The following is a 20,485-nucleotide window of genomic DNA, read 5'->3' as shown; positions in this document are numbered from 1 at the left end:
GTGAGCGGCATGACCAACCACATTGAATGGCAGAAATCCTCCTTCTCAGGGGGTGACAACAATCCGAACTGCGTCGAACTGGCCAGCGTCGACGGGCAGATCAAGATGCGCGAAAGCGAAACCCCCGACACCGTCGTCACGACAAGCCCCGAGAAACTGCGCGCCTTCCTCCTTGGCGTCAAGGCCGGAGAGTTCGATCACCTGATCTGACGAACGTCCGCACCCAGACGCCCCTCACCTCTCGCCGGTGAGGGGCGTCTGGCATATATGGGCGCAACTCTGGGACGGAACACTGTTGCGCCTCACCCATCTGTGACGCTACGGTCGCTGTGCGTCGCCGATTCAGGGTCGTCCCCTCGGCAGGACATCGCCCTGACCGGCGCAACTCTCCCCGTCCCGCGTCCCATTGGGGAGAGTTCCGAAGGGTTGTCCCCCTCCCGCCGCTCGTCATGCCGGCGCGTGGGCGGGGGACAACTCTGCCCCCGCATCGCGCGCTGAGGAGAAGGGCACCGAGACCATGGCCCCACCCCCACCCCCACCCCCACCCCCGTCACCCCCACCAAAACCACCCAGCCGTACGACGGGCAGTGATGCGCGGCAGCGGCTGTCCATGTTGATCGACCTGTTCGGCGTGAGCGGGACACTGCTCGTTCCCACGGCCGACGCGCGTCCGGACGCATCCCCGGCCATTCCCGACGAAGCCGAGCTGTTCCGAAGGATCTTCGGGGACCCGCCACCGCAGTGACCGCCCCAGCCCAGTGCCCTCCCTGACCGAGAGGATCCGAACCCAATGCCGCCCCCGCCCACTCCGCCCCAACCCCACACCCTCGCCGACGCGTTGATCCACGTACCCCGGCACGAGTTCATCCCGCCCCGGGCCTGGGCCGTGCCCCAAGGCGTGGGCACCCCTCCCGCCGCCGCCTCCGGGTACTGGATCGATCAGCACCGTGACCCGGATCGCTGGTGGCGGGCCGTGTACTCCGACTCCGTGATCGTCACTCAGCTCGACGGCGGCCGGACCGAGCTCACCCCGGCCGACGCGGCGGCTCCGTCGACCGCGCCGACCTGTGCCGCCTCCAGTCCCCTCCTCGTCACCGCCGGGTTACGGCACCTCGCGCCCCGGCCCGGTGATCGGGTGCTCGACATCGGGACCGGTACGGGCTGGACCTCCGGCCTGTGCGCGTACCTCACCGGGGACGACGCCCTCGTCACCACCGTCGAGATCGACCCCGGCCTGGCGCGGACCGCCACCGAGAACCTGGCCCGCTCGGGCCTGCACCCGAATGTCGTCACCGGGAACGCGGCCGCCGAACTGCCCGGTCCGGACCCCGGCTCGGACGGTGGCCTGTTCGACCACGTGCATGTCGCCTGCGGCGTCACGCACATCCCGTACGCATGGGTGGAGCGCACCCGTCCCGGCGGGCGCATCGTCCTCCCGTACAACCCGCCCGTCGGCAGACTCCTGCGCCTCACCGTCCACGACGACGGCTCCGCCGTCGGCCGGTTCGGGGAGGAGTGCTCGTACATGCCGCTCCGTTCACACGAAGGCACTGCGGCGAGCGGGCAGGAAACCGGACGGGAAACAGAGAACGCCGACACCCGCCCCCGCGTCCGCACCCTGGACTCGCGCCCCGGCTCCGGCCCCGGCTCCGACACCGACATCGAGTCCCTTCTCCACCCCGCCCCCGGCCTTCAGGTCCTGCTCGCCTCCCTCGTCGGCGACGAGCCCTGGGCGGGCGCTTCCGGCAGCGTGCTGCTGACGGACGGGGTCTCCCGTGCCACCGTCGAGGACGGCGGCCGGTTGACGCAGACCGGGCCGCGCGATCTCTGGGACGAGGCCGAGTCCGTCCACCGCGCCTGGACCCGGCAGGGCCGCCCGGGGCTGGACCGTATCGGCTTCACCGTCACCCCCCAGCGGCAGTACGTGTGGGTGGACGACCCGGCCGTACCCGCCGTTCACACCCTCGACAAAACATCGGGCACGACACCGGCGGTGGGAGCTTCCCTTGGCTGACTGCGGCACCTGTCACGGCAAGGGATGGGTCTACGAGCACCAGGACGGCGCGCGCAAGAAGGTGAGCTGCCCCGTCTGCAAGTAGACGGGATGTGCGCGCGGCGGCGTCTGTCCAGGTTGATCGACTTCGCCTCATGGCACTCACAACCGAGACGACACAGGACGCGGCGAGTCCACCGCCCTATCCGTGGTCCGGCCCCGGTCGGACGGTGTCGTTCGAGGTCGTTCCGGGCTTGGTGTGGAGGACTTCGCGGGCCTGTTCGGCGGCGCGGGTGATGCTCTCGCTGATGAAGTCGAGAAAGCGCGCGATGTTCTCCAGGCGGGCGGCGGCCTGGGTGTGGGGGCCGAGGATGGCGACGCCTTGGCGTGCGATTCCGACGAGCTGGTCGTTGGACCGGGCGCTGGCGATCGTCGCCTGGTAGAAGAGCTCGTTGTCGACGACATAGCGGTCGCGTCGGCGTTCGTCGCGTTCGCGGCGGACGAGGCTCTGGCTCTCCAGGAAGGCGATCGCCTTGGAGATGGACGCCGGGCTGACCTGGAGGCGCCGGGCGAGTTCGGACGCGGTGAGGCTGCCCGCGTCGGTGGTGAACAGGCAGGTCAGCACCCGGGCCGACATCTTGTTCAGGCCCGAGGCCATGAGAACGGTGGTGAACGTCTCCTCGTACTCGGCCATGACCTCGGCGTCGCGTCCATGCGGCTGGGGGGCCGACTCCGGCCCTCGGGAGGAGGCCGGCCTGCGCCGGTGGGCGCGGCGTTCGGTGGCGCGGTGGGCGAGGTCGGCGCGGTAGGCGGTGGGGCCGCCGTTGCGCATCACCTCACGCGTGACCGTCGAGGTCGGACGGTCGAGGCGTCGGGCGATCTCGGCGTAGGAGAGGCTGTCGGCCAGCCCCAGCGCGATCTGCCCGCGTTCCTGCTGGGTGAGTCTGCCTCCCGGCATCGCGATCTCCTCGGTGATCCTTCGCGGTGGTCCATGATCCCCCGACTATAGCGTTCACTCTTCACTCATTGCAATGCCAAGAGGGATCACCATTGCGTTACCACTCAAACCGTTGCAACACTTTGGCGGCTCCCACCTGCATGAATGCAACTTCAACGCAATAACGCTATTCACAGTTCTTGGAAAGCAACGTAGCGTTTCCGGTGTCAGAAAACACGAACGAACACCGGAGAGCACGATGCTGAAGTTCCACACCCCCGCCCCGATCTCCGTCGTCCTGGACATCCCCGCCGGACGCGTCCAGTTCATCGCCGCGGACCGCGCCGACACCACCGTCGAGGTCCTGCCCGCCGACTCCTCCAAGAGCCGCGACGCCAAGACCGCTGAACAGACCACCGTCGTCCACGCCGACGGCGTGCTGCGGATCACGGCCTCGAACCCCGGCAACCAGCTCCTCGGCCCCTCCGGATCCCTGGAGGTCACCGTCCAACTGCCCGCCGGCTCCCGCGTCGAGGCCAAGGCCGACAGCGCCGAGCTCCGCGGCGTCGGGCGCCTCGGCGACATCGCCTTCGACGGCGCGTACCGGCAGATCAAGATCGACGAGGCAGCGAGCGTCCGCCTCACCGCGATCGACGGCGACGTCGAGGTCGGCCGGCTCAACGGACCCGCGGAGATCAGTACCGCACGGGGCGACATCCGGATCACCGAGGCCGTGCGCGGCACGGTCGTGCTCCGCACCCAGTCCGGCGATATCTCGGTCGGCGCCGCCGCCGGAGTCTCGGCCGCCCTGGACGCCGGCACCGACTACGGCCGTGTCAGCAACGCCCTCAAGAACGACGGCACCGCCGGCCTCGACATCCGCGCCACCACCTCCCACGGCGACATCACCGCCCGCAGCCTCTGAAACCCGCGCCCTGAAGAACGTGACCACGCCTCACACGAACAGGTGGAACACATGACGAAGAACAGCACGTCCTCGACCGGTTCGAAGTGGACCGGCATGGTGCCGGTCGACGATACGGCCCTGGCCGTCACCGACACCGGCGGTCCCGGCATCCCCGTGGTCTACCTCAACGGCCAGTTCGCCACCCAGGGGTACTGGCGCCGGGTCATCGCCGAACTGGGCCCGGGGTGGCGGCACATCACCTACGACGAGCGTGCTCGCGGCAGGAGATCGAAGCGTTCGGCGGACTATTCCTTCGAGGCCGCCGTCCGGGACGTCGACGCCGTCCTCGCGGCCAGGGGGGTGAACCGGGCGCTGGCGGTGGGCTGGTCCTACGGGGCGAACGTCGGGGCGCACTGGGCCGGCCGGAATCCGGACCGCGCTCTGGGCGCGGTCCTGGTCGACGGCGCGTTCCCGTCCGACTGGCTCGACGAGGCCATGGAGCAGCGCGTCCGGAAGCTGTTCCGGCGGATGCGCTGGTTCATGCCGCTGCTGCGCCCGACGGGCCTGGCCCCGCGGATGACCGCCGCACAGCAGGCGGAGAGCAACATCGAGCTCGGCAGGCTCTCCCGCGAGTGCGAGCTGGGCCCCGTGCTGGACAGCATCACCGTCCCGGTGCGGTACGTGGTCGCTTCGGGAACGTCCTTCGGGAGCCGCGGTGATGAGCAGGAACGTATACGCGCCGGCCTCGGTACGGTGACCGCCCGCAACCCGAATATCCGGATCGGCGCGAAGGTCGCCGCCAATCACGGGGCGATCCTCAAGAAGGAGTTCCCGGCCATCGCCGAGGCCGTACGCGAGGTCGCCGCCCTCGACCCCCTGGGGCGCTGACGACACGACCTGCGCACCCTCGGCACACGCTCCTCGGGGCGCGCGACGGGCGGTCCGCGCGCCCCCGTGCACCATGGTGGGGACGCGCGACATCCGTATACCGCGCGACATCCGTACACCGCGAGACATCGCGAGACCAGGGCAGGGGCAGGCGTGACTGGCGTGACAGGCGTGACGGGGAACGGGATACCCGACGAGTATCTGGACGGGTACGCCCGCATCCTGGCGGCGGTCGCCCCGACGGGCCGCCGGCTCACCCGGGACGAGCTGCTGGCCCGCCGGGAGATGGGGGAACGCGCCGCCGAGGCCGGTTTCGGGCTGCGTGCCCTGGTCGGCGCGCATCTCGCCGCGGCCCGTGTCCACTGGCCCGTCACCGCGACCCCCGGCACCGGCGACAGCGGCGGGTCCGGCTCCGGGTCCGGGTCCGGGTCCGGGTCCGCCGACAGCGTGCTCGCCGCCATCGAGCAGGCCGTGGACGCGTTCGCCGAGGGGTACGAACGCGCGCAGCGGCTCGCCGTACGCCAGGAGGTCGCCGCGCGACGGGAGTTCATCGACGACCTGCTGTACGGGCGCAGCGATCTGGGGCGGCTGGCCGAGCGGGCCGAGCGGTTCGGGCTGCGGCTCTCGTACGAACATGCCGTGGCGGTCGCGGAGGGCTCCGCCGCGTACGACGAGGAGGACGCCGTTCCGCGCTCGGTGGAGCAGGCGCTGATCGGACGGTTCGGCGATCGCAGCGTGCTGCTCACGACGAAGGCGGGCCGGCTCGTCTGTATCGCGCCGGGCGACCAGGGGGAAGTCCTCACCTACTTCGCCAAGCAGGCGTTCGCCGCCACGGACGGCGGCCGGGTAGCCATCGGCCGGCCGCGGCCCGGGGTGGGCGGGGTGGTGCAGTCGTACGAGGAAGCGCTGAACGTACTCGACCTCGCCGGGCGGCTCGACCTGGACGGTCCCGTCCTGCACGCCGCCGATCTGCTCGTCTATCCGGTCCTCACCCGGGACCGGCAGGCCATGACGGAACTCGTCCTCAGCGCGCTCGGTCCGCTGGAGGCGGCGCGCGGCGGCGCCCGGCCGCTCATCGAGACCCTCACCGTCTACTTCGACGCGGGCTGTGTGGCGGCGGAGGCGGCGCGGCGGCTCTCGCTGAGCGTGCGGGCCCTGACATACCGGCTGGAAAGAATCCATAAGCTCACCGGCGCCGACCCCGCCGATCCGGTGCATCGCTACACCTTGCAAACAGCCGTGATCGGGGCCAGGCTCATGGACTGGCCGGCGAAGTCCTTCTGAACCGGAGGACGTTCGAACCGGAAGACGTTCGAGCCGGGAGTCGTTCGAACCGGGAGACCTTCCGGACGGAAGTCCTTCCGGCCGGGGAGAGCTGCGGCTGTCGGCATTAAGAACGCGTTAAGACTGCCGGAAAACGGCAATGTCCGGTTGGGGAAAAAGATGGGACCATGGGGCCCTGCCGCGGAAATCAGCGGCAGAGGGGGAGGGGGGAACCGATGGATCCGATGACCTTGTTTCTCGGTCTCGGCATCGCGGGGATCGTGCTGCTCGTCCTGTCGCTGATCTTCGACGGCATTCTCGAAGGGCTCTTCGACGGGGTCGGGGTACTGAACGGACTGTTCGACGGGCTGCTCTCGCTGCCGGTGATCGCCGGGTTTGTCTCGATGCTGGGCTTCGGGGGCGCGATCGTACTGGGTACCACGCAGCTCGGCACGGGACCGGCCGCCGTCACGGGGGTGGCGGCCGGTTTCGGTGCCGGGTGGCTGACCTGGAAGTTCAGCAAGGCGTTGATGCGTGACCAGACGGCCGTCACACCGCGGGGCGACGATCTCGTGGGCTCGGCGGGCACGGTGGTCACCGCGATCCCGGCCGGCGGCTACGGCGAGGTACTGCTGCGACTCGGCGGCCAGCCGGTGAAGTACTCCGCGAAGAGCGCGCAGCCCGTGGAGAACGGCGCCGAGATCTGGGTGGAGGAGACGCTTTCGTCGACCTCGGTCCTGGTGCGTCCCGTCCAGCGCTGACCCGCCCGGCACCGACAGCACCGGCCTGCCCGGCACCACCCTGCTCGGCGCCGCCCTATCCATCCCCATTCACCCCGATAACTCCAATCCATCGAATCATCCCAACTCGCGTCAATCGCCTTAATTTGCCGTCCCTTCGGGAGGCAAGGGAGAGAGCACCATGAGCCCACTTCTCATCGCCGTGCTGGGGGTCGTCGCACTCGTCGTCCTGCTGGCACTCGCCGTCATCACGCGCTACAAGGTCGCCGGGCCCAGCCAGGCGTTCATCGTCACCGGCCGGCGCGGCAAGCAGTCGACCGATCCGACCACCGGCCGGGTGTCCATGGACACCAGCGGCCAGAAGGTCGTGGTCGGCGGCGGCGTCTTCGTCGTCCCGTTCGTACAGCAGAAGTTCACGCTGGACCTGTCCAGCCGGCACATTCCGGTGGCCGTGCGCGGCGCGGTCACCCTGCGCGGGGTGAAGGCGAACCTCGAAGGCGTCGCCATCGTCAAGGTCGGCGGCACCGAGGACTCCATCCGGGCCGCGGCACAGCGCTTCCTCCAGCAGCAGGGCGGCATCGTCGGCTTCACCCAGGAAGTGCTCTCGGGTGCGCTGCGCTCCATCGTCGGCCGGATGTCGGTCGAGGACATCATCCGCGACCGCGCGGCCTTCGCCGGGCAGGTCGCGGAGGAGGCGGAGGCGAGCCTTTCCGGGCAGGGCCTGGTCCTGGACGCCTTCCAGATCCAGGACATCACCACCGAGGGCTCGTATCTGGAGGACCTGGGCCGGCCCGAGGCCGCGCGGGCCAAGCAGGAGGCCGACATCGCCGAGGCGGTGGCGCGCCGCGCCGCCGAGCAGGCACGGCTCAAGGCGGAGGAAGAGATCGCGATCGCCCAGCGGACCTTCTATCTGAAGCAGGCCGAGATCAAGGCCGAGACGGACGAGGCCGCGGCGCGCGCCGCGGCGGCGGGACCGCTGGCGCAGGCGGCGCGCGAGCAGGACGTGCTCATGGAGCAGGAGAAGGTCGCCCAGCGCCAGGCCGCGCTGACCGACCGCGAGCTGGACACCAAGGTACGTAAGCCCGCGGACGCCGCGCGGTACCAGGCCGAGCAGGAGGCCGAGGCCCGGCGGATCGCGCTGGTCAAGCAGGCCGAGGCGGACGCCGAGCGGTCCCGGCTCACCGGTGAGGGCGAGAAGGCGCACCGCGCCGCGCTCGCCGCCGCCGTACGGATCGAGGGTGAGGCGGAGGCCGCCGCGATCGGCGCCAAGGGTGCCGCGGAGGCGGACGCGATGCACAAGAAGGCGGACGCGTTCGCGCGGTACGGGGACGCGGCCGTCCTCCAGATGCTGGTCGAGGTGCTGCCGTCGGTCGTCGCGAAGGCGTCCGAGCCGCTGAGCGCGGTGGACAAGATGACGGTGATCTCGACGGACGGTGCCGGTCAGCTGGCGCGTACCGTCGCGGACAATGTCGCGCAGGGCGTCGAACTGCTCAGCTCCACCACCGGAGTTGACCTGGCCGAGCTGCTGAAGGGCATCGCCGCGGGCAAGACGGGCGGCGCGGGCGCGGCGGACGGCGCCAAGGTCAACGGACAGATCGAGGTCACGGACTGAGCGGTCTGTCCTGACCACGAGCAGGGCCCGGTCGGCGGCGGGGGAGCCGATCGGGCCCTCGGCGTTCCCGGCCCGGCAACCGGCGTGAGCGTGTACGCACTTGCCCTTGCCCGCCCTCCGCCCTTGCGCTTGCTAGCCGATGCGCGGGTATCGCCTCACAAAGGCGAGGCAAAGAAGCACTGTCGGCTCGTATCCGCGATTCCCCGGCGGGTCGGCGGGGCATCACCAGGGTGCAGCCGCCACGCGGACCTCTCAGCGAACCTCCCGAGGGGGAATCTGATGAGCCGACCCTGTCTTCCGCCGGGCACGACCGCATCGCCAGAGCCGAGCGCATCGCCGGACCCGGCCGCATCGCCGGACCCGGCCGCCCCGGCGCGTACGTCTCTCGCTCTCCGTGGAGAGGTCGCGTGCCCGGTCTCGCTGACCGTCGCCGATCTGCGGGAGCGCTGGGAGCAGCACCGCGCCGAGGTGGTCTTCGACTGCGCCACCAGCGGGCCGCGGCACCACACCTTCGAGGGCCCGCTGCTCCGGGAGGTGGTAGACGACGCGAAGCCGGTCTTCGACCCCCGCCGGCGCAAGGACAGGTCCCGGTTCCTGCTCGCCGTCACCGGCGGGGACGGGCACCATACGGTGCTCTCCTGGGCGGAGATCGACGCCGACTTCGGCAACGTACCGATCCTGCTGGCCACGACCATGGACGGGCGCAGCCTGGAGTCGGCGGGCAGCCAGCTGGTGGTGCCCACGGACCGCTGCGGGGCGCGCTACATCAGCGCGATCACCAGCGTGTGGGTGGGCGCGTGCGCGGTCCCGCCCGCGGTCACGGTCCCGCCTCAGCGGACCCGGGCCACGCCCACGTAGAAGTTGCTCTGCTCGTCCTCGGGCGCCGGTGTCCCCTTGAACCACTCCGGGGCCGTCACCAGCCCCGGGTCCACCAGATCCAGCCCGTCGAAGAACCGCAGGACCTCGGCCCGTGTGCGCAGCCGGAGCGCGATGCCGCCCTTGCCGTACGTATTGGTGACCCCGCCCGCCTTCAGCGGCTGGAAGTCGGCGGTGCCCTGCGAGAAGACGAAGAGACTGCCGGACGGCAGCGCGTCCACCAGGGTGCGGGTGATGCCGTACGGGTCGTCCTCGTCCGGGATGAAGTGCATCAGGGCGATGAGGGACAGGGCGACCGGCCTGCTGAAGTCCAGGAAGCCAAGGGCGTGTTCAAGGATCTCGTGCGGCCGGCGGACATCCGCCTCGATGTAGTCGGTGGCGCCCTCGGGCGTGCTGATCAGCAGGGCCTCGGCGTGACGCAGCACGATCGGGTCGTTGTCCGTGTAGACGACGCGTGAGGTCGGCGCGATCTTCTGGACGATCTGGTGGAGGTTCGGCTCGGTCGGGATTCCCGTACCGATGTCGAGGTACTGGTCGATACCGCTCTGCGCCACCCAGGCCGCGGCGCGGTGCATGAACGCGCGGTTCAGCCGGGAGTCGCGCCGGGAGTCCTCGGGCAGCTTGTGCCCTATCTCCCGGTCGACCGGGTAGTTGTCCTTACCGCCCAGCAGGTAGTCGTACACCCGCGCCGGGTGGGGCTTGCTGGTGTCGACCTGGGGCTTGGGTGTGCCTGCCGTCATCTCGGTTCACAGTTCCTTACGGAAATCGGCGAGGATTTGTTTGGTGCGGCGCGCGGATTCCGCGTGAGCCACCATGCGGTCCATCGCCTCCATGTGTTCCGCGACCTCGCCGGTGTTGTCGATATAGAGCGCGCCGGTCAGATATTCGACGATGACCATATCGGGCAATTCGGGTATGGCGAAGCGGAACAGCACGAAGGGGCTATAGGTGCCGGGGTGATGCCCGGCGGCGAACTCGGCTATCTGAAGCGTCACATTCGGCAGCTCGGTCGCGGCCAGCAGCCGGTCGATCTGGGCGCGCATCACGGCGGACGAGCCGACAGGGCGGTGGAAAACCGTCTCGTCCATGACAACCCAGAAGGCCGGGGCGTCCGGTCCGGTCAGCAATGACTGGCGCTCCAGACGCAGCGCCACATGGCGCTCTATGCGCGCCGGGTCGTTCCGGCCGACCTCGCCGTAGGTCAGTATCGCGCGCGCGTAGTCCTCGGTCTGGAGGAGTCCCGGCACGAAATGCGGCTCGTAGCACCGTATGGTCTTGGCCGCTTCCTCCAGGCTGACATGGCCGCCGAACCACTCCGGCAGAACGTCATGGAAGCGCTGCCACCAGCCGGGCTTGTTGGCCTCGTCGACCAGCTGGAGAAAGGCGGCGGCCTCGTCGCCCGTCACGCCGTACGCGGGCAGCAGCAGCTGTACGTACGGGACCTTGAGCGCGACCTCGGCCATCTCCATGCGCCGAATCGTCGCGGGGGCGACATGCAGCACTTTGGCGGCCTGGTCGCGGCCGAGGCCCGCTCTCTCGCGCAACCCCTGGAGCCGTTTGCTCAGGACGAGTTGCCCGATTGTCGGGGCAGACCGAGGTTCGCTCACACCCCACCACCAGCCACCAGCATGCGGGCAGTTTGCCACAGCGACCCGAACACGCACACGGGGGCATCGGCATGGATGGACGCCACGGTTCCGGCCGGACGGCAAGATGAACCCGCGACGTCGACGGGGATACCTTCCGGTGTCCTGAGGATGGCGCCCGCCGGTTAGCATCGAATCGCGGCACTTTTCTCGCTGCCCGTCGTTTACCTGCCCTGTCCCTTCTCTGCCCCGCCTCTTTCCTTTCCTGACTCTTTCCCTTCCTGCCTCTTCCCTTCCCTGCCTCTTCCCTTCCCGTCACCGAGAGCTGGAGTGATCTGGACGTGTCCCGACCGCGTGTGGGTGTGGCCGTGCTGACGATGGGGAACAGGCCCGTCGAACTGCGGGCCCTGCTGGACTCCGTCGCCAAGCAGCGGGAGGCCCCGACGCGGATCGTGGTCGTGGGCAACGGCGCTCCGCTGCCCGAGCTGCCCGAAGGCGTCATCGGGGTCGAGCTGACGAAGAACCTCGGGGTCTCCGGAGGGCGCAATGTCGCCATGAAGAAGCTCCGCGACTGCGGCGACGTGGACGTTCTGGTGGACCTGGACGACGACGGCCTGCTGATCGAGGCCGATGTGATCACCCGTGTCGCCGATCTGTACGAGGCGCACGCCCGGCTCGGCATCGTCAGCTTCCGTATCGCGGACGAGACCGGCCTCACCCAGCGGCGGCACGTGCCCAGGCTGCGGGTCGGCGATCCGATGCGCGCGGGCGAGGTGACCACGTTCCTCGGCGGCGGACACGCGCTGTCCATGGCGATGCTGGACGAGACGGGCGGCTGGCCCGACGCGTTCTTCTTCACCCACGAGGAGACCGACCTCGCGTGGCGTGCGCTGGACGCGGGCTGGACGATCCGTTACCAGCCGGAGCTGGTCCTCCAGCACCCGCGCACCTCACCGGCGAGACACGCCGAGTTCTACCGGATGACCGCCCGCAACCGGGTGTGGCTGGCGCGCCGGCACCTGCCCGCGCCGCTCGTACCGCTCTACCTCGGTACGTGGATTCTGCTCACCGTGGCGCGTACGCGGTCGGTGAGCGGGCTGCGCGCGTGGTTCGGCGGCTTCTTCGAGGGCGTACGGACGGCGTGCGGGACGCGCCGGCCGATGCGCTGGCGAACCGTACGGCGCATGACGGCGCTGGGCCGCCCGCCGGTCATCTGACGCGGGAGTGCGGGGTGCGGGTTCGTGCTGAGGGGTAGCCGGGGTTACCTCTCAGCACGAACCCAAACCCGCACCCACCCCCTCACCCACCCCCCGCCGGCTCGATCGGCAAGTGCCGGGGGCCCCGGAGGATCGGGCTGCGGCGGTAGGGGGGCGGGTCCTCGGACAGTTGGAAGCCCTCCAGGCGGGGGAGCAGCGCGTTCAGGGCGATCTGGGCCTCCACGCGGGCCAGCGGCGCGCCGAAGCAGTTGTGGACGCCGCTGCCGAAGCCGAAGTGCTGGTTGTCCTCGCGGGTCGGGTCGAAGTGGTCGGGTTCGTCGAACCGCAGCGGATCCCGGTTCCCCGCGGCGAGTACGAGGACCAGCGGGGCGCCCTCGGGGACGGTGACGTCCGAGACCTCGATGTCCGCGAGCGGGGTGCGCTGTGGGAGCAGGTGGACGGGCGGTTCGTAGCGCAGCAGTTCCTCGACCGCCCTCGGCATCAGTTCGGGCTTGTCGCGCAGGAGCCGGTAGGCGTCGGGGAAGCGCAGGAACGTGAGCGCGCCGTTGCTGATGAGATTGACCGTCGTCTCGTGCCCGGCGATGAGCAGGAGAGTCCCGGTCGCCTTCAGTTCGGCCCTGGTCAGCCGCCCGTCGGGGCCGGCGTCGTGGACGAGCGCGGAGAGCATGTCGTCCGAGGGGTGGTCACGGCGCTTGTCGGAGAGATCCCCGAGGTACTCCGACATCGCCTCCCGGGCATCCACTGCCGCCACGCGGTGGCTGTCGTCCTGCTTCCCCGGCTTCAGGTCGAGACTGGCGATGATCTCGTTCGTCCAGGCGCGGATCCGGGGCACGTCCTCGCGGGGCACACCGAGCAGCCGGCAGATCACGGTGACAGGGAGCGGGTACGCGAACTCCTCGACGATGTCGACGCGGTCCTTGTCCCGGAACGCGTCGATCAGTTCGTCGGAGATCCGGGTGATGTCCGCGCGCAGCGCGTCGATCCGGCCCGGGGAGTGGGGCGGTCCGAAGGGGCGCATCGCGATGCGGCGCAGCCGGTCGTGCTCGGGGTCGTCGAGGCCGATGAAGGCCGCCTGAGCGCCCCACCTGAGCAGTGGGACCGTGGACGGGTCGGCGCGGTTGCGGGAGTCCGAGCTGATCCGCGGGTCATGGAGCAGTGCGGCGATCTCGTGGTACGTGCCGACCAGATAGCTGCCGTCGGTCTGCCGCGTCACCCCGTTCTCGCGGAGTTCGGCGTAGAGCGGATAGGGGTCGGCGCGGTTCGCGTAGTCGGTGATGCGCTGGTAGAGGGTGTCCGGGGACGGGGACATGCGTGGGGCTCCTCAACGACGGTGGGCGGCGGTCGGGATCGGTTCGTGCCGCACCACGGTCAGGCGCCGGTCCGGCAGATGGCCGGTGAGGGCCACGGTCGGTCCGTGCGAGAGCAGTTGGGGGTCCGGCACATCGGAGGGGACGGGCACGGCCGAGTCGGGCCGGTCTGCGGCGCCGGGTTCGGGGGGAAACGGCGCCGCCGTCTCGATGAGGTACTGGTAGTGCTCAAGCCACTTGGCCCGGTTCACGGTGACCGCCGCGGTGATCCGCCCCCGGTAGCCGTAGACGGCGACGAGCCGGCGCTCCCGCAACGAGCCCTGGGCGATGACCACTTGGTCGGAGTAGGTCGGGACGCCGACGGACTTGATGTTGAGGCCGAACTGACTGGACCAGAAGGCGGGCACCGCCAGATGCGGGCGCCTGTGCGGGCCCGTGCTGACCATGTTGTGCGCCGCCACCTCCGCCTGCGCGACCGCGTTGCCCCAGTGTTCGAGCGCCAGCATCTGGTACTCGAAGAGCGGATGCGGGAAGCGGGCCACGTCACCCGCCACGAAGACGTCGTCGGTGACGATCCCGTACATGTTGAACGCACGGCACCCCGCGTCGCAGGCGACGCCCCGGGGGCCCGCGGCGAGTCCTGATTCGGCGAGCCATTCGGTGTTGCGTACGGCGCCCAGGGCGACCACGGCGACATCCGCTTCGATCCGGCCGCCGTCGGAGAACTCGGCGCCGGTGAGCCGGCCGTCGCGGCCTTTCAGGGAGGTGACGGTCACGCCGCAGCGCAGATCGACGCCGTGCGCGCGCTGAAGCTTGGCGGCGAACGCGCCGAGCGCGCCGCCGAGCGCCCCGACGAGCGGTGCGGGACCGCGTTCGGCGACGGTCACCTCCAGGCCGCGTTCCCGGCAGGCGGAGGCGATCTCCGAGCCGGTGAACCCGGCGCCGATCACCAGGACCCGGCGTGGCCCGGCGTCGAGCCGCCGCGCGAGTTGTGCCGCGTCGTCGCTCGTACGCAGGGTCAGTACGCCGTCCAGCCGGGCTTCCGCGGGGTCGGGCCAGGGGCGGGCCCGGGTTCCGGTGGCGATCAGCAGCCGGTCGTACGGCAGGAGTTCACCGTCGGCGAGGATCACCCGCTTCTCGTTCGCGTCGATCCCGCCGGCCCGTACGCCGAGCTTCCACCGCGCGTCCACCTCGCGGCGGCGCGGCAGCCCGATGTCCGCCGCGCGCGCCCGCCCGAGCAGTACCTGTTTGGACAGTGGCGGCCTGTCGTACGGGGGGTGCGGTTCGTCCCCGACCAGCGTCAGCGGTCCGGTGAAGCCTTCGTCGCGCAGTGTCTCGGCGGCGCGCAGACCGGCCAGCGACGCGCCGACGATGACGATCCGGCCGTCCCACGGTTCACCGGTCACCGGGGCCCGCCCGCTCGCCGACGAGGATGGCCTGCACCGGACACGCCGCCGCGGCCCTGCGTACGTGCCCACGCTGATCGTCGGGCACGGCCGGCGTGAACATCAGGGCCTCCTCGCCATGCAGCTCGAACACCTGAGGGGCGAGGAACACGCACTGCGCGTATGCCTGGCAGCGATTGAGGTCGACAACGATCTGCATCCCGGTCCACTCCTCCGCGCGCCGCCCACCGCCTCCGTCCTATGGCCTGCGGGGGAGCGGCGCGAGCGGTGGGGTGCCGATGGGGTGACCTCTGTGGCCTCTGTGACCTCTGTGTTCTCAGAGCTTTCGGGACCCTCGGAGCTCTTGGGGCTCCTTGGGCTCTCCGGGTTCATGGGTGTAGACCGCGTAGAAGTCCACGATGACCGTGGCGGCGCCGAACGCCAGTCCGATGCCCGAGGACAGCAGAACGCTGTGGTTGGTCAGGCTGTAGAGGAAGCCCATGCCCCCGCCGACGAGTACACCCCAGGCCGCGGCGCGTACTTCGCGCATCAGTCTGTGCTGTACGCGGACGAGGCCGAAGACCAGGAGGGCCGCGAGCGCGCCGGAGATCAAGGCCAGGGCGAGCTGTCCGAAGGTGGCGGGGCCGCCGCCCCGTGCGATGTACGACGCGTAGGCACCGTAGGCGATGCCCAGCAGGAGGGAGGTCCCCACCAGGCCGGGCGAGACACGGCGCCGCCCCGAGTCCTGGGGGCGTACGCTCGGCGCGCCCGGAGGCCGCGCGCCGCCGTGCCGCAGGCCTTCGCCGTGCCGCGGGCCTTCGCCTTCGTACCGCGCGCCGTCGTGCCGAGGGAGATGAGGGAGATGAGGCCTCAGCTTGCGGTGCCGCGTGGGCGTCGGTGTCTGGGTCGCCATGACAGGGGGCTCCTTCCGTCGCACTCCCCCACTCCCCCCATTTCCACTCCTCCCCCATTTCCGCCCCCCGCTACTTCCACCCCCGCTTATCCAGGGCACACCCGCCCGCCGTACGCGTCAACCTCAGCGGAGGTGACGAGCCGACGCGCTCTCACCGGGTCGGCGGCGCACCGCTCGCGCCCGTCGCCCCGTGCCCGTTCCCTTGAGGAGTGCGGACCTACCTCTCCACGGCGCTGATCGTCCTGCTGACGGTCCTCGCCCCGCTGAGCGCGGTCGCGGCCTGGGTCGATCTGGAGATCGGCGACACGGACCGCTTCGTCTCCACCATGGCGCCGCTCGCCTCCGATCCGGACGTACAGAACGCCGTCGCCGACCGGATCACCGCCGAGGTGCTGACCGAGGTCGAGGTGGGGCCGCTCCTACAGGAGGGGGTCCGCGGGCTGCTGCACGACGCCGTGCTGTCGTTCGAGACCACCAACGCCTTCAAGAACGCGTGGAAGACGGCGACCCGCGCCGCCCACGCCACCGCGGAACAGGCGCTGACCAGCGGCGGCGGTAATGCCGTGACAATCGATCTGGCGCCCATCACCGCGCGGGTGAAGAAGCAGCTGACCGACGACAGCGTGCCGTACGCGAACCGGATCCCCGTGCGGCATACGCAGATCATCGTCCTGGAGGCCAACGGACTCGGGATCTGGCGCGATGTCACCCAGGGGCTGCGCGCGGCGGGGATCTGGCCCGCCGTCGGAACGCTGGCCCTCACCGGCGCGGCCGTGCTGCTCGCCGTCCGCCGGCGCCGCGCGCTCATCGGCGCCGGTCTCGCGTACGCGGCCGGCGCGGGGCTGCTGTTCCTCGTTGTCGCCGTGGCGCGGGGGGCGGTCCTCCAGGACCTGCCGGACAACGGGGACAGGTCGGCCGCCGCCGCCATCTTCGACGCGCTGACCGCGTCCCTGCGTACCGCGGGCTGGTGCGTGCTCGCCGGCGGACTCGCCCTGGCTCTCGGCGCCTGGCTGAGCGGGCGGTTGCCCCGGGCTCCGCACGCGCCGCGTATCGCTCCCAGCGCCCCGCGCAGCTCCTCCCCCGTCTGACCTCCGTCCGACTTTACGAAATCTTTATGCCGATACCACTCGACCGAATGTCCCTTTTGAGGCATTTGGAGCACCATGGGGTTATGAGCCAGAACACAGCACAGAGGCCCCCCACCACGGGCATGGGCACAGGTACGGGCACAGGAACAGGCATGGGCACCGGCACCGGAGCAGGCACCGGCGCGCATACCGGCGCACATGCGGAAAGGAAGGCGGCCTGGGCTACTGGCGGTAGCTTCTTCGCCGGTGTTCTCATGCTGGTCGCGGGAGCGGTAGACATCCTTCAGGGCGTGGCGGCCGTACGACACGACGCGGTGTTCAACAGGGTCACCGGCTACGCCTACACGTTCAACCTCAGCTCCTGGGGCTGGATCCACGTAGCCCTCGGAATCCTGATCGCCATCACCGGGCTGGCCATTCTCATGCGAGTCCCGATGGCCAGGTACATCGGGATAGGAGTGGCGGCGCTCTATCTGGTCGCACAGTTCATGTACCTGCCGTACGCGCCGATCTGGGCGATCGTCGGCATGGCGCTGGCGGCGTTCGTGATCTGGGCACTGGCCACGGATCGCGCGGCGTCCTGGGCGGGCAACAGACACTGACGTCCGGCCCCCTCCCACCCAAAAGCCGACAATCCGACCGACCATCCGACAGCGCGTCAACAAGCGCTCGACCACGCAACGTCCGCGCATACGGACACAGCGGCTCCCCGCTTCTGTGCCCGTATGCGCGTGCGTACGGACACAGGCAGTACGGACAGAGGCCCTGCGGGCACGGACGTACGGGCACGGACGTATGGGCACGGACGTACGGGCCGAGGTGCGAGGGTGCCCGGGGAGCGCGAGGATCGAACCATGAACGCAGCCAGCAACGCCGCCGGCAAGGACGACGAGATCCTCGACACCATCAGTGCCCTCGTCGCGGAGGAGCGCACCCTGCGCGAACGCTCGTCCGAGAATCTCGGCCTCGGCTCCGACGAACAGGCGCGGCTGCGCTCCGTCGAGGTCCAGCTCGACCAGTGCTGGGACCTGCTGCGGCAGCGGCGCGCCAAATCGGAGTTCGGCGAGAACCCCGACGAGGCGGCGGTACGGCCCCCGAGCGAGGTCGAGGGCTACCAGGGCTGAAGCCGCCCCACCGCCCCGCCTCAAACCCTCATATGACGCGGAAAGATCGACACCCCCGACAACCCCGTCCGCTCCGGCGGCGCCTGTCCGCACGCCTGGCACCGGCCTCCCGGCTCGCCCCGCCCGAATGGCTGCTCGCCGGGCTGCGCCCCGGGTCCGCACCCATCCCCTGGGCCGCCGTCGCCCGCGCCTCCGTCGCCCTGACCGTGCCCCTGGCCGTCGGTCTCGCCATCGGCGCCCCCGGCTACGGCGCGCTCGTCTCGTTGGGCGCCCTGCTCGCCGTCGCCGGCCACACCGCGGACGCGTACCGGATGCGGATCCTCACTATCGCGGTCCCCCAGTTCTTCGGCGCCCTCGGCGTCACGTTCGGCACGCTCGTCTTCGGACACGGGTGGGTGGCCGTCGGGGTACTGACCCTGGTCGCGCTCGTCTCCGGGATGATCTCCTCGATCGGCGCGGTGGCCTCGTCCGCCGGGCTGCTGCTCCTGATCGACGCGGTGATCGGCGCGGGATTGCAACTGCCCCAGCCCTGGTGGAAGGCCCCGCTGCTGTTCGCTCTCGGCGGGCTGTTCGTGCTCGCGCTCTCGCTGCTGGCCTGGCCCCTGCGCCGCGGGGTGCCGGAACGGACCGCCGTGGCCGCGACGTACCGCGCGCTGGCCGGTCTGCTGGAGGCGGCGGGCCGTAGCACCGGGGGCGGGAAGGCGGACACGTACGACACCGAACGGCAGGCCGTCACCGAGTCCCTCAACCACGCCTACGACCTCATCCTCGCCCGCCGCGCCCGCGAACACGGCCGTTCCAGCCCGCTCGTACGGCTGCTCGCGCAGCTCAATGTGATCATCCCGCTGATCGAGGCCGCGCCCGCGGCCCATCTGCGCGGCCGGCCGCTGCCCGCCGCGATCCCCGCCGCCGTAAGGGAGTTGGCGGACGTGGTCGCCATGGGCCGTACCGAAGGCCCGGTGCCGGAACCGCCCGAGCTGCCCGCGCCCGACGACCCGTCCGCCCGCGCCGTCGACACCGCGCTGCGGCACGCGTTCACCGTGGTGCACCGCCCCGACACCCACCGCGGCACCGACCCCCGCACGCTCCACGTCCACGTCGACACGGGCATGGACGCCGACGCGGACATGGGCGGTGGCGTGGACATGGGCGGTGGCGTGGACATCGACGACCAGCTGGGGCGCCCCGCCCCGCTACGGGTCCGCGCCCGCCGCGGCGCGCGCAACGTACTGCTCTCCGAGGCGTCCTGGCGGTACGGGCTGCGCCTCGCGCTCTGCATCGGCCTCGCCCAGGCGCTGGTGTCGCTCATCCCCGTACCCCGTTCGTACTGGGTGGCGCTCACCGTCACCTTCATCCTCAAACCGGACTTCGGCTCGGTCTTCTCGCGCGCCGTGCTGCGCGCGCTCGGCACGGCGCTCGGCCTCATCACCTCCGCCGCGATCCTGGCGGCGGTGCCGCTCGGCTGGTGGGACGTGGCGGTCATGATCGTCATCGCGGGGCTGGTCCCGGCGTTCTCCGCGAAGGGGTACGCGTTCCAGACGGCGGCCATCACGCCGGTGATCCTGCTGATTTCCGACACCCTCAACCACGAGGGTTTCGAACTCGTGGTCCCGCGCTTCGTCGACAGCATGATGGGCTGTGCGATCGCCCTGATCGTGGGCTATCTGCTCTGGCCGGAGAGCTGGCGCAGCCGGATCGGGCACCGGCTCGCGGACACGGTCGAGGACACGGCGGAGTATGTGCGCCGCGCGTTCGCGTACGGGCCGGACCACGGCGAACGGGTGCGCATGCGGCGCCGTCTCTACCGCGATCTGTCCGTCGTACGCAGCGAGTTCCAGCGGGCCGTGACCGAGCCGCCGCCCACCGGGCCGCGCGCCACGGCCTGGTGGCCGCTGGTCGTCGCGGTGGAGCGCGTCGTGGACGCGACGACGGCGGCCCGGGTCCGCGTCGACTACGGCGCCGAGCCGCCCACCCCGGCCGAGATCGCCGGCATCGAGCGGCAGTTGCGTGAGCTGGCGGCCGGGGTGCGGTCGAGCGAGGTCCCGGTGGCGGTACGGCCGGAGCCGGCGGGCGACGAGAAGGGCGTGCTGGCTCCACTGCGCCAGGAGGTACGGGCGGCGCGGGCGATCACCTCTCCGCAGCGCGGGACCGGTCTCACCGATCGGACGACGCCCTGAGCGTCCGCTCGGGCACTTTGAGCGTCACCCAGACTCGCTTCCCCGGCCCCAGCCTGGGCGCCACACCCCAGTCGTCGGCGAGCGCGGCCACCAGCGCCAGCCCCCGCCCGCACTCGTCCTCCGGATCGGGGGTACGCGGGCGCGGCAGATAGTCCCCCGCGTCCTCGACCTCCAGCCTGAGCAGCCCTTCGGCCCGCTCCAGGGTGACGGCGATCTCCCGGCCCGGCGGGCTGCCATGGCGCAGCGCGTTGGTGACGAGCTCCGACAGCAGGAGGGCGGCGGTCTCGCCGGGATCTCCTGGCAGATCAACTTCCGTATGAAGAACTTCGCGGGCCCGGCCGACGCTACGGGGGTGACTGGGGAGGCGGAACGTGAAGCGCTGTGTGTGCTGGTGCGGCTGGTCGCGCTGTTCACCGTCGTGGTTCATGGGGAGGACCTTCCCAATGGTGCCGGTTTTACTTTCCGTGCACCA

At 70.7% G+C, this 20,485-nt stretch carries 21 protein-coding genes; 13 read left to right on the top strand and 8 right to left on the bottom strand.

Annotation, left to right across the window (positions count from 1 at the left end; all coding sequences use genetic code 11):
• The first annotated feature begins 9 nt into the window (after positions 1–9).
• Both ACFRMN_RS10050 and ACFRMN_RS10045 read left to right on the top strand, forming a co-directional pair.
• Complete coding sequence (locus tag ACFRMN_RS10050) at positions 10–210, top strand: DUF397 domain-containing protein (RefSeq protein WP_356518161.1); 201 nt, start codon at positions 10–12, stop codon at positions 208–210.
• Positions 211–790: 580 nt separating this feature from the next.
• Positions 791–2,014, top strand: coding sequence for a methyltransferase domain-containing protein (locus ACFRMN_RS10045; RefSeq protein WP_383016104.1), 1,224 nt, complete (start codon positions 791–793; stop codon positions 2,012–2,014).
• Between the two features lie 181 nt (positions 2,015–2,195).
• Here the strand turns inward: ACFRMN_RS10045 and ACFRMN_RS10040 are convergent, their stop codons facing one another.
• Positions 2,196–2,951: a helix-turn-helix domain-containing protein gene (locus tag ACFRMN_RS10040; protein ID WP_383016101.1), complete on the bottom strand. Its 756-nt coding sequence runs from the start codon at positions 2,949–2,951 to the stop codon at positions 2,196–2,198.
• Between the two features lie 238 nt (positions 2,952–3,189).
• Here ACFRMN_RS10040 and ACFRMN_RS10035 point away from each other — a divergent pair, with 238 nt between their 5' ends.
• From ACFRMN_RS10035 to ACFRMN_RS10010, 6 genes are all read left to right on the top strand, one after another.
• Positions 3,190–3,855, top strand: a complete 666-nt coding sequence (locus ACFRMN_RS10035) for a DUF4097 family beta strand repeat-containing protein (protein WP_383016098.1) — start codon at positions 3,190–3,192, stop codon at positions 3,853–3,855.
• A gap of 51 nt (positions 3,856–3,906) precedes the next feature.
• Positions 3,907–4,725 (top strand): alpha/beta fold hydrolase, encoded by an 819-nt coding sequence (locus ACFRMN_RS10030; RefSeq protein WP_383016095.1) that lies wholly within the window; start codon positions 3,907–3,909, stop codon positions 4,723–4,725.
• A 171-nt stretch (positions 4,726–4,896) separates the two neighbouring features.
• Positions 4,897–6,009 carry a PucR family transcriptional regulator gene (locus ACFRMN_RS10025; RefSeq protein ID WP_383016551.1) on the top strand — a complete coding sequence of 371 codons (1,113 nt, stop codon included), beginning with the start codon at positions 4,897–4,899 and terminating at the stop codon, positions 6,007–6,009.
• 224 nt (positions 6,010–6,233) lie between these two features.
• Positions 6,234–6,749: a hypothetical protein gene (locus tag ACFRMN_RS10020; RefSeq protein WP_383016548.1), complete on the top strand. Its 516-nt coding sequence runs from the start codon at positions 6,234–6,236 to the stop codon at positions 6,747–6,749.
• A 160-nt stretch (positions 6,750–6,909) separates the two neighbouring features.
• Complete coding sequence (locus tag ACFRMN_RS10015) at positions 6,910–8,340, top strand: flotillin family protein (protein WP_383016092.1); 1,431 nt, start codon at positions 6,910–6,912, stop codon at positions 8,338–8,340.
• 279 nt (positions 8,341–8,619) lie between these two features.
• The gene (locus ACFRMN_RS10010; protein ID WP_383016089.1) at positions 8,620–9,198 is read left to right on the top strand and encodes a molybdopterin-dependent oxidoreductase; all 579 of its coding nucleotides are present in this window, start codon (positions 8,620–8,622) and stop codon (positions 9,196–9,198) included.
• Here the strand turns inward: ACFRMN_RS10010 and ACFRMN_RS10005 are convergent.
• Entirely contained in the window at positions 9,171–9,956 is a 786-nt protein-coding gene (locus tag ACFRMN_RS10005; protein ID WP_383016086.1) for an SAM-dependent methyltransferase, read from the bottom strand. The two genes, ACFRMN_RS10010 and ACFRMN_RS10005, sit on opposite strands and share 28 nt — an antisense overlap.
• Before the next feature lie 6 nt (positions 9,957–9,962).
• Positions 9,963–10,823 carry a helix-turn-helix domain-containing protein gene (locus ACFRMN_RS10000; RefSeq protein WP_383016083.1) on the bottom strand — a complete coding sequence of 287 codons (861 nt, stop codon included), beginning with the start codon at positions 10,821–10,823 and terminating at the stop codon, positions 9,963–9,965.
• A gap of 320 nt (positions 10,824–11,143) precedes the next feature.
• Between ACFRMN_RS10000 and ACFRMN_RS09995 the strand changes: the two genes are divergently transcribed.
• Positions 11,144–12,019 (top strand): glycosyltransferase family 2 protein, encoded by an 876-nt coding sequence (locus ACFRMN_RS09995; protein WP_383016080.1) that lies wholly within the window; start codon positions 11,144–11,146, stop codon positions 12,017–12,019.
• An 82-nt stretch (positions 12,020–12,101) separates the two neighbouring features.
• Here the strand turns inward: ACFRMN_RS09995 and ACFRMN_RS09990 are convergent, their stop codons facing one another.
• From ACFRMN_RS09990 to ACFRMN_RS09975, 4 genes are all read right to left on the bottom strand, one after another.
• A complete protein-coding gene (locus tag ACFRMN_RS09990) occupies positions 12,102–13,328 on the bottom strand; it encodes a cytochrome P450 (RefSeq protein ID WP_383016077.1) in 1,227 nt (408 codons plus the stop codon).
• Positions 13,329–13,340: 12 nt separating this feature from the next.
• Positions 13,341–14,732, bottom strand: a complete 1,392-nt coding sequence (locus ACFRMN_RS09985) for an NAD(P)/FAD-dependent oxidoreductase (RefSeq protein WP_383016075.1) — start codon at positions 14,730–14,732, stop codon at positions 13,341–13,343.
• Entirely contained in the window at positions 14,722–14,931 is a 210-nt protein-coding gene (locus ACFRMN_RS09980) for a ferredoxin (protein ID WP_383016072.1), read from the bottom strand. The genes ACFRMN_RS09985 and ACFRMN_RS09980 overlap by 11 nt, the downstream gene beginning before the upstream one ends.
• A 117-nt stretch (positions 14,932–15,048) precedes the next feature.
• Positions 15,049–15,624 (bottom strand): hypothetical protein, encoded by a 576-nt coding sequence (locus ACFRMN_RS09975; protein ID WP_383016069.1) that lies wholly within the window; start codon positions 15,622–15,624, stop codon positions 15,049–15,051.
• A 209-nt stretch (positions 15,625–15,833) separates the two neighbouring features.
• Between ACFRMN_RS09975 and ACFRMN_RS09970 the strand changes: the two genes are divergently transcribed.
• The 4 genes from ACFRMN_RS09970 to ACFRMN_RS09955 all read left to right on the top strand — a co-directional run bounded on the left by ACFRMN_RS09970 (position 15,834) and on the right by ACFRMN_RS09955 (position 20,013).
• Positions 15,834–16,712, top strand: a complete 879-nt coding sequence (locus ACFRMN_RS09970; RefSeq protein WP_383016066.1) for a hypothetical protein — start codon at positions 15,834–15,836, stop codon at positions 16,710–16,712.
• An 83-nt stretch (positions 16,713–16,795) separates the two neighbouring features.
• A complete protein-coding gene (locus ACFRMN_RS09965) occupies positions 16,796–17,314 on the top strand; it encodes a hypothetical protein (RefSeq protein WP_383016064.1) in 519 nt (172 codons plus the stop codon).
• A 252-nt stretch (positions 17,315–17,566) separates the two neighbouring features.
• Positions 17,567–17,836: a DUF2630 family protein gene (locus ACFRMN_RS09960; RefSeq protein WP_383016061.1), complete on the top strand. Its 270-nt coding sequence runs from the start codon at positions 17,567–17,569 to the stop codon at positions 17,834–17,836.
• Between the two features lie 32 nt (positions 17,837–17,868).
• Positions 17,869–20,013 carry an FUSC family protein gene (locus ACFRMN_RS09955; protein WP_383016059.1) on the top strand — a complete coding sequence of 715 codons (2,145 nt, stop codon included), beginning with the start codon at positions 17,869–17,871 and terminating at the stop codon, positions 20,011–20,013.
• On the opposite strand, the gene ACFRMN_RS09950 is transcribed toward ACFRMN_RS09955, so the two are convergent.
• A complete protein-coding gene (locus ACFRMN_RS09950; RefSeq protein ID WP_383016057.1) occupies positions 19,991–20,440 on the bottom strand; it encodes an ATP-binding protein in 450 nt (149 codons plus the stop codon). The genes ACFRMN_RS09955 and ACFRMN_RS09950 overlap by 23 nt on opposite strands.
• Positions 20,441–20,485 lie beyond the last annotated feature (45 nt).

It is taken from the genome of Streptomyces sp. NPDC056835 (genome assembly GCF_042789485.1).
Lineage (GTDB): Bacteria > Actinomycetota > Actinomycetes > Streptomycetales > Streptomycetaceae > Streptomyces.
This window is presented reverse-complemented; position numbering and strand designations above follow the sequence as displayed.

What these genes read in the sequence shown, in the direction of transcription:
- ACFRMN_RS10050 (WP_356518161.1), top strand. Translation starts at nt 10, where the DNA reads ATGACCAACCACATTGAATGGCAGAAATCCTCCTTCTCAGGGGGTGAC.
- ACFRMN_RS10045 (WP_383016104.1), top strand. Translation starts at nt 791, where the DNA reads ATGCCGCCCCCGCCCACTCCGCCCCAACCCCACACCCTCGCCGACGCG.
- ACFRMN_RS10010 (WP_383016089.1), top strand. Translation starts at nt 8,620, where the DNA reads ATGAGCCGACCCTGTCTTCCGCCGGGCACGACCGCATCGCCAGAGCCG.
- ACFRMN_RS09980 (WP_383016072.1), bottom strand. Translation starts at nt 14,931, where the DNA reads ATGCAGATCGTTGTCGACCTCAATCGCTGCCAGGCATACGCGCAGTGC.
- ACFRMN_RS09990 (WP_383016077.1), bottom strand. Translation starts at nt 13,328, where the DNA reads ATGTCCCCGTCCCCGGACACCCTCTACCAGCGCATCACCGACTACGCG.
- ACFRMN_RS10040 (WP_383016101.1), bottom strand. Translation starts at nt 2,951, where the DNA reads ATGCCGGGAGGCAGACTCACCCAGCAGGAACGCGGGCAGATCGCGCTG.
- ACFRMN_RS10030 (WP_383016095.1), top strand. Translation starts at nt 3,907, where the DNA reads ATGACGAAGAACAGCACGTCCTCGACCGGTTCGAAGTGGACCGGCATG.
- ACFRMN_RS09965 (WP_383016064.1), top strand. Translation starts at nt 16,796, where the DNA reads ATGAGCCAGAACACAGCACAGAGGCCCCCCACCACGGGCATGGGCACA.
- ACFRMN_RS10005 (WP_383016086.1), bottom strand. Translation starts at nt 9,956, where the DNA reads ATGACGGCAGGCACACCCAAGCCCCAGGTCGACACCAGCAAGCCCCAC.
- ACFRMN_RS09975 (WP_383016069.1), bottom strand. Translation starts at nt 15,624, where the DNA reads ATGGCGACCCAGACACCGACGCCCACGCGGCACCGCAAGCTGAGGCCT.
- ACFRMN_RS10015 (WP_383016092.1), top strand. Translation starts at nt 6,910, where the DNA reads ATGAGCCCACTTCTCATCGCCGTGCTGGGGGTCGTCGCACTCGTCGTC.
- ACFRMN_RS10035 (WP_383016098.1), top strand. Translation starts at nt 3,190, where the DNA reads ATGCTGAAGTTCCACACCCCCGCCCCGATCTCCGTCGTCCTGGACATC.
- ACFRMN_RS09955 (WP_383016059.1), top strand. Translation starts at nt 17,869, where the DNA reads ATGACGCGGAAAGATCGACACCCCCGACAACCCCGTCCGCTCCGGCGG.
- ACFRMN_RS09950 (WP_383016057.1), bottom strand. Translation starts at nt 20,440, where the DNA reads ATGAACCACGACGGTGAACAGCGCGACCAGCCGCACCAGCACACACAG.
- ACFRMN_RS09960 (WP_383016061.1), top strand. Translation starts at nt 17,567, where the DNA reads ATGAACGCAGCCAGCAACGCCGCCGGCAAGGACGACGAGATCCTCGAC.
- ACFRMN_RS10020 (WP_383016548.1), top strand. Translation starts at nt 6,234, where the DNA reads ATGACCTTGTTTCTCGGTCTCGGCATCGCGGGGATCGTGCTGCTCGTC.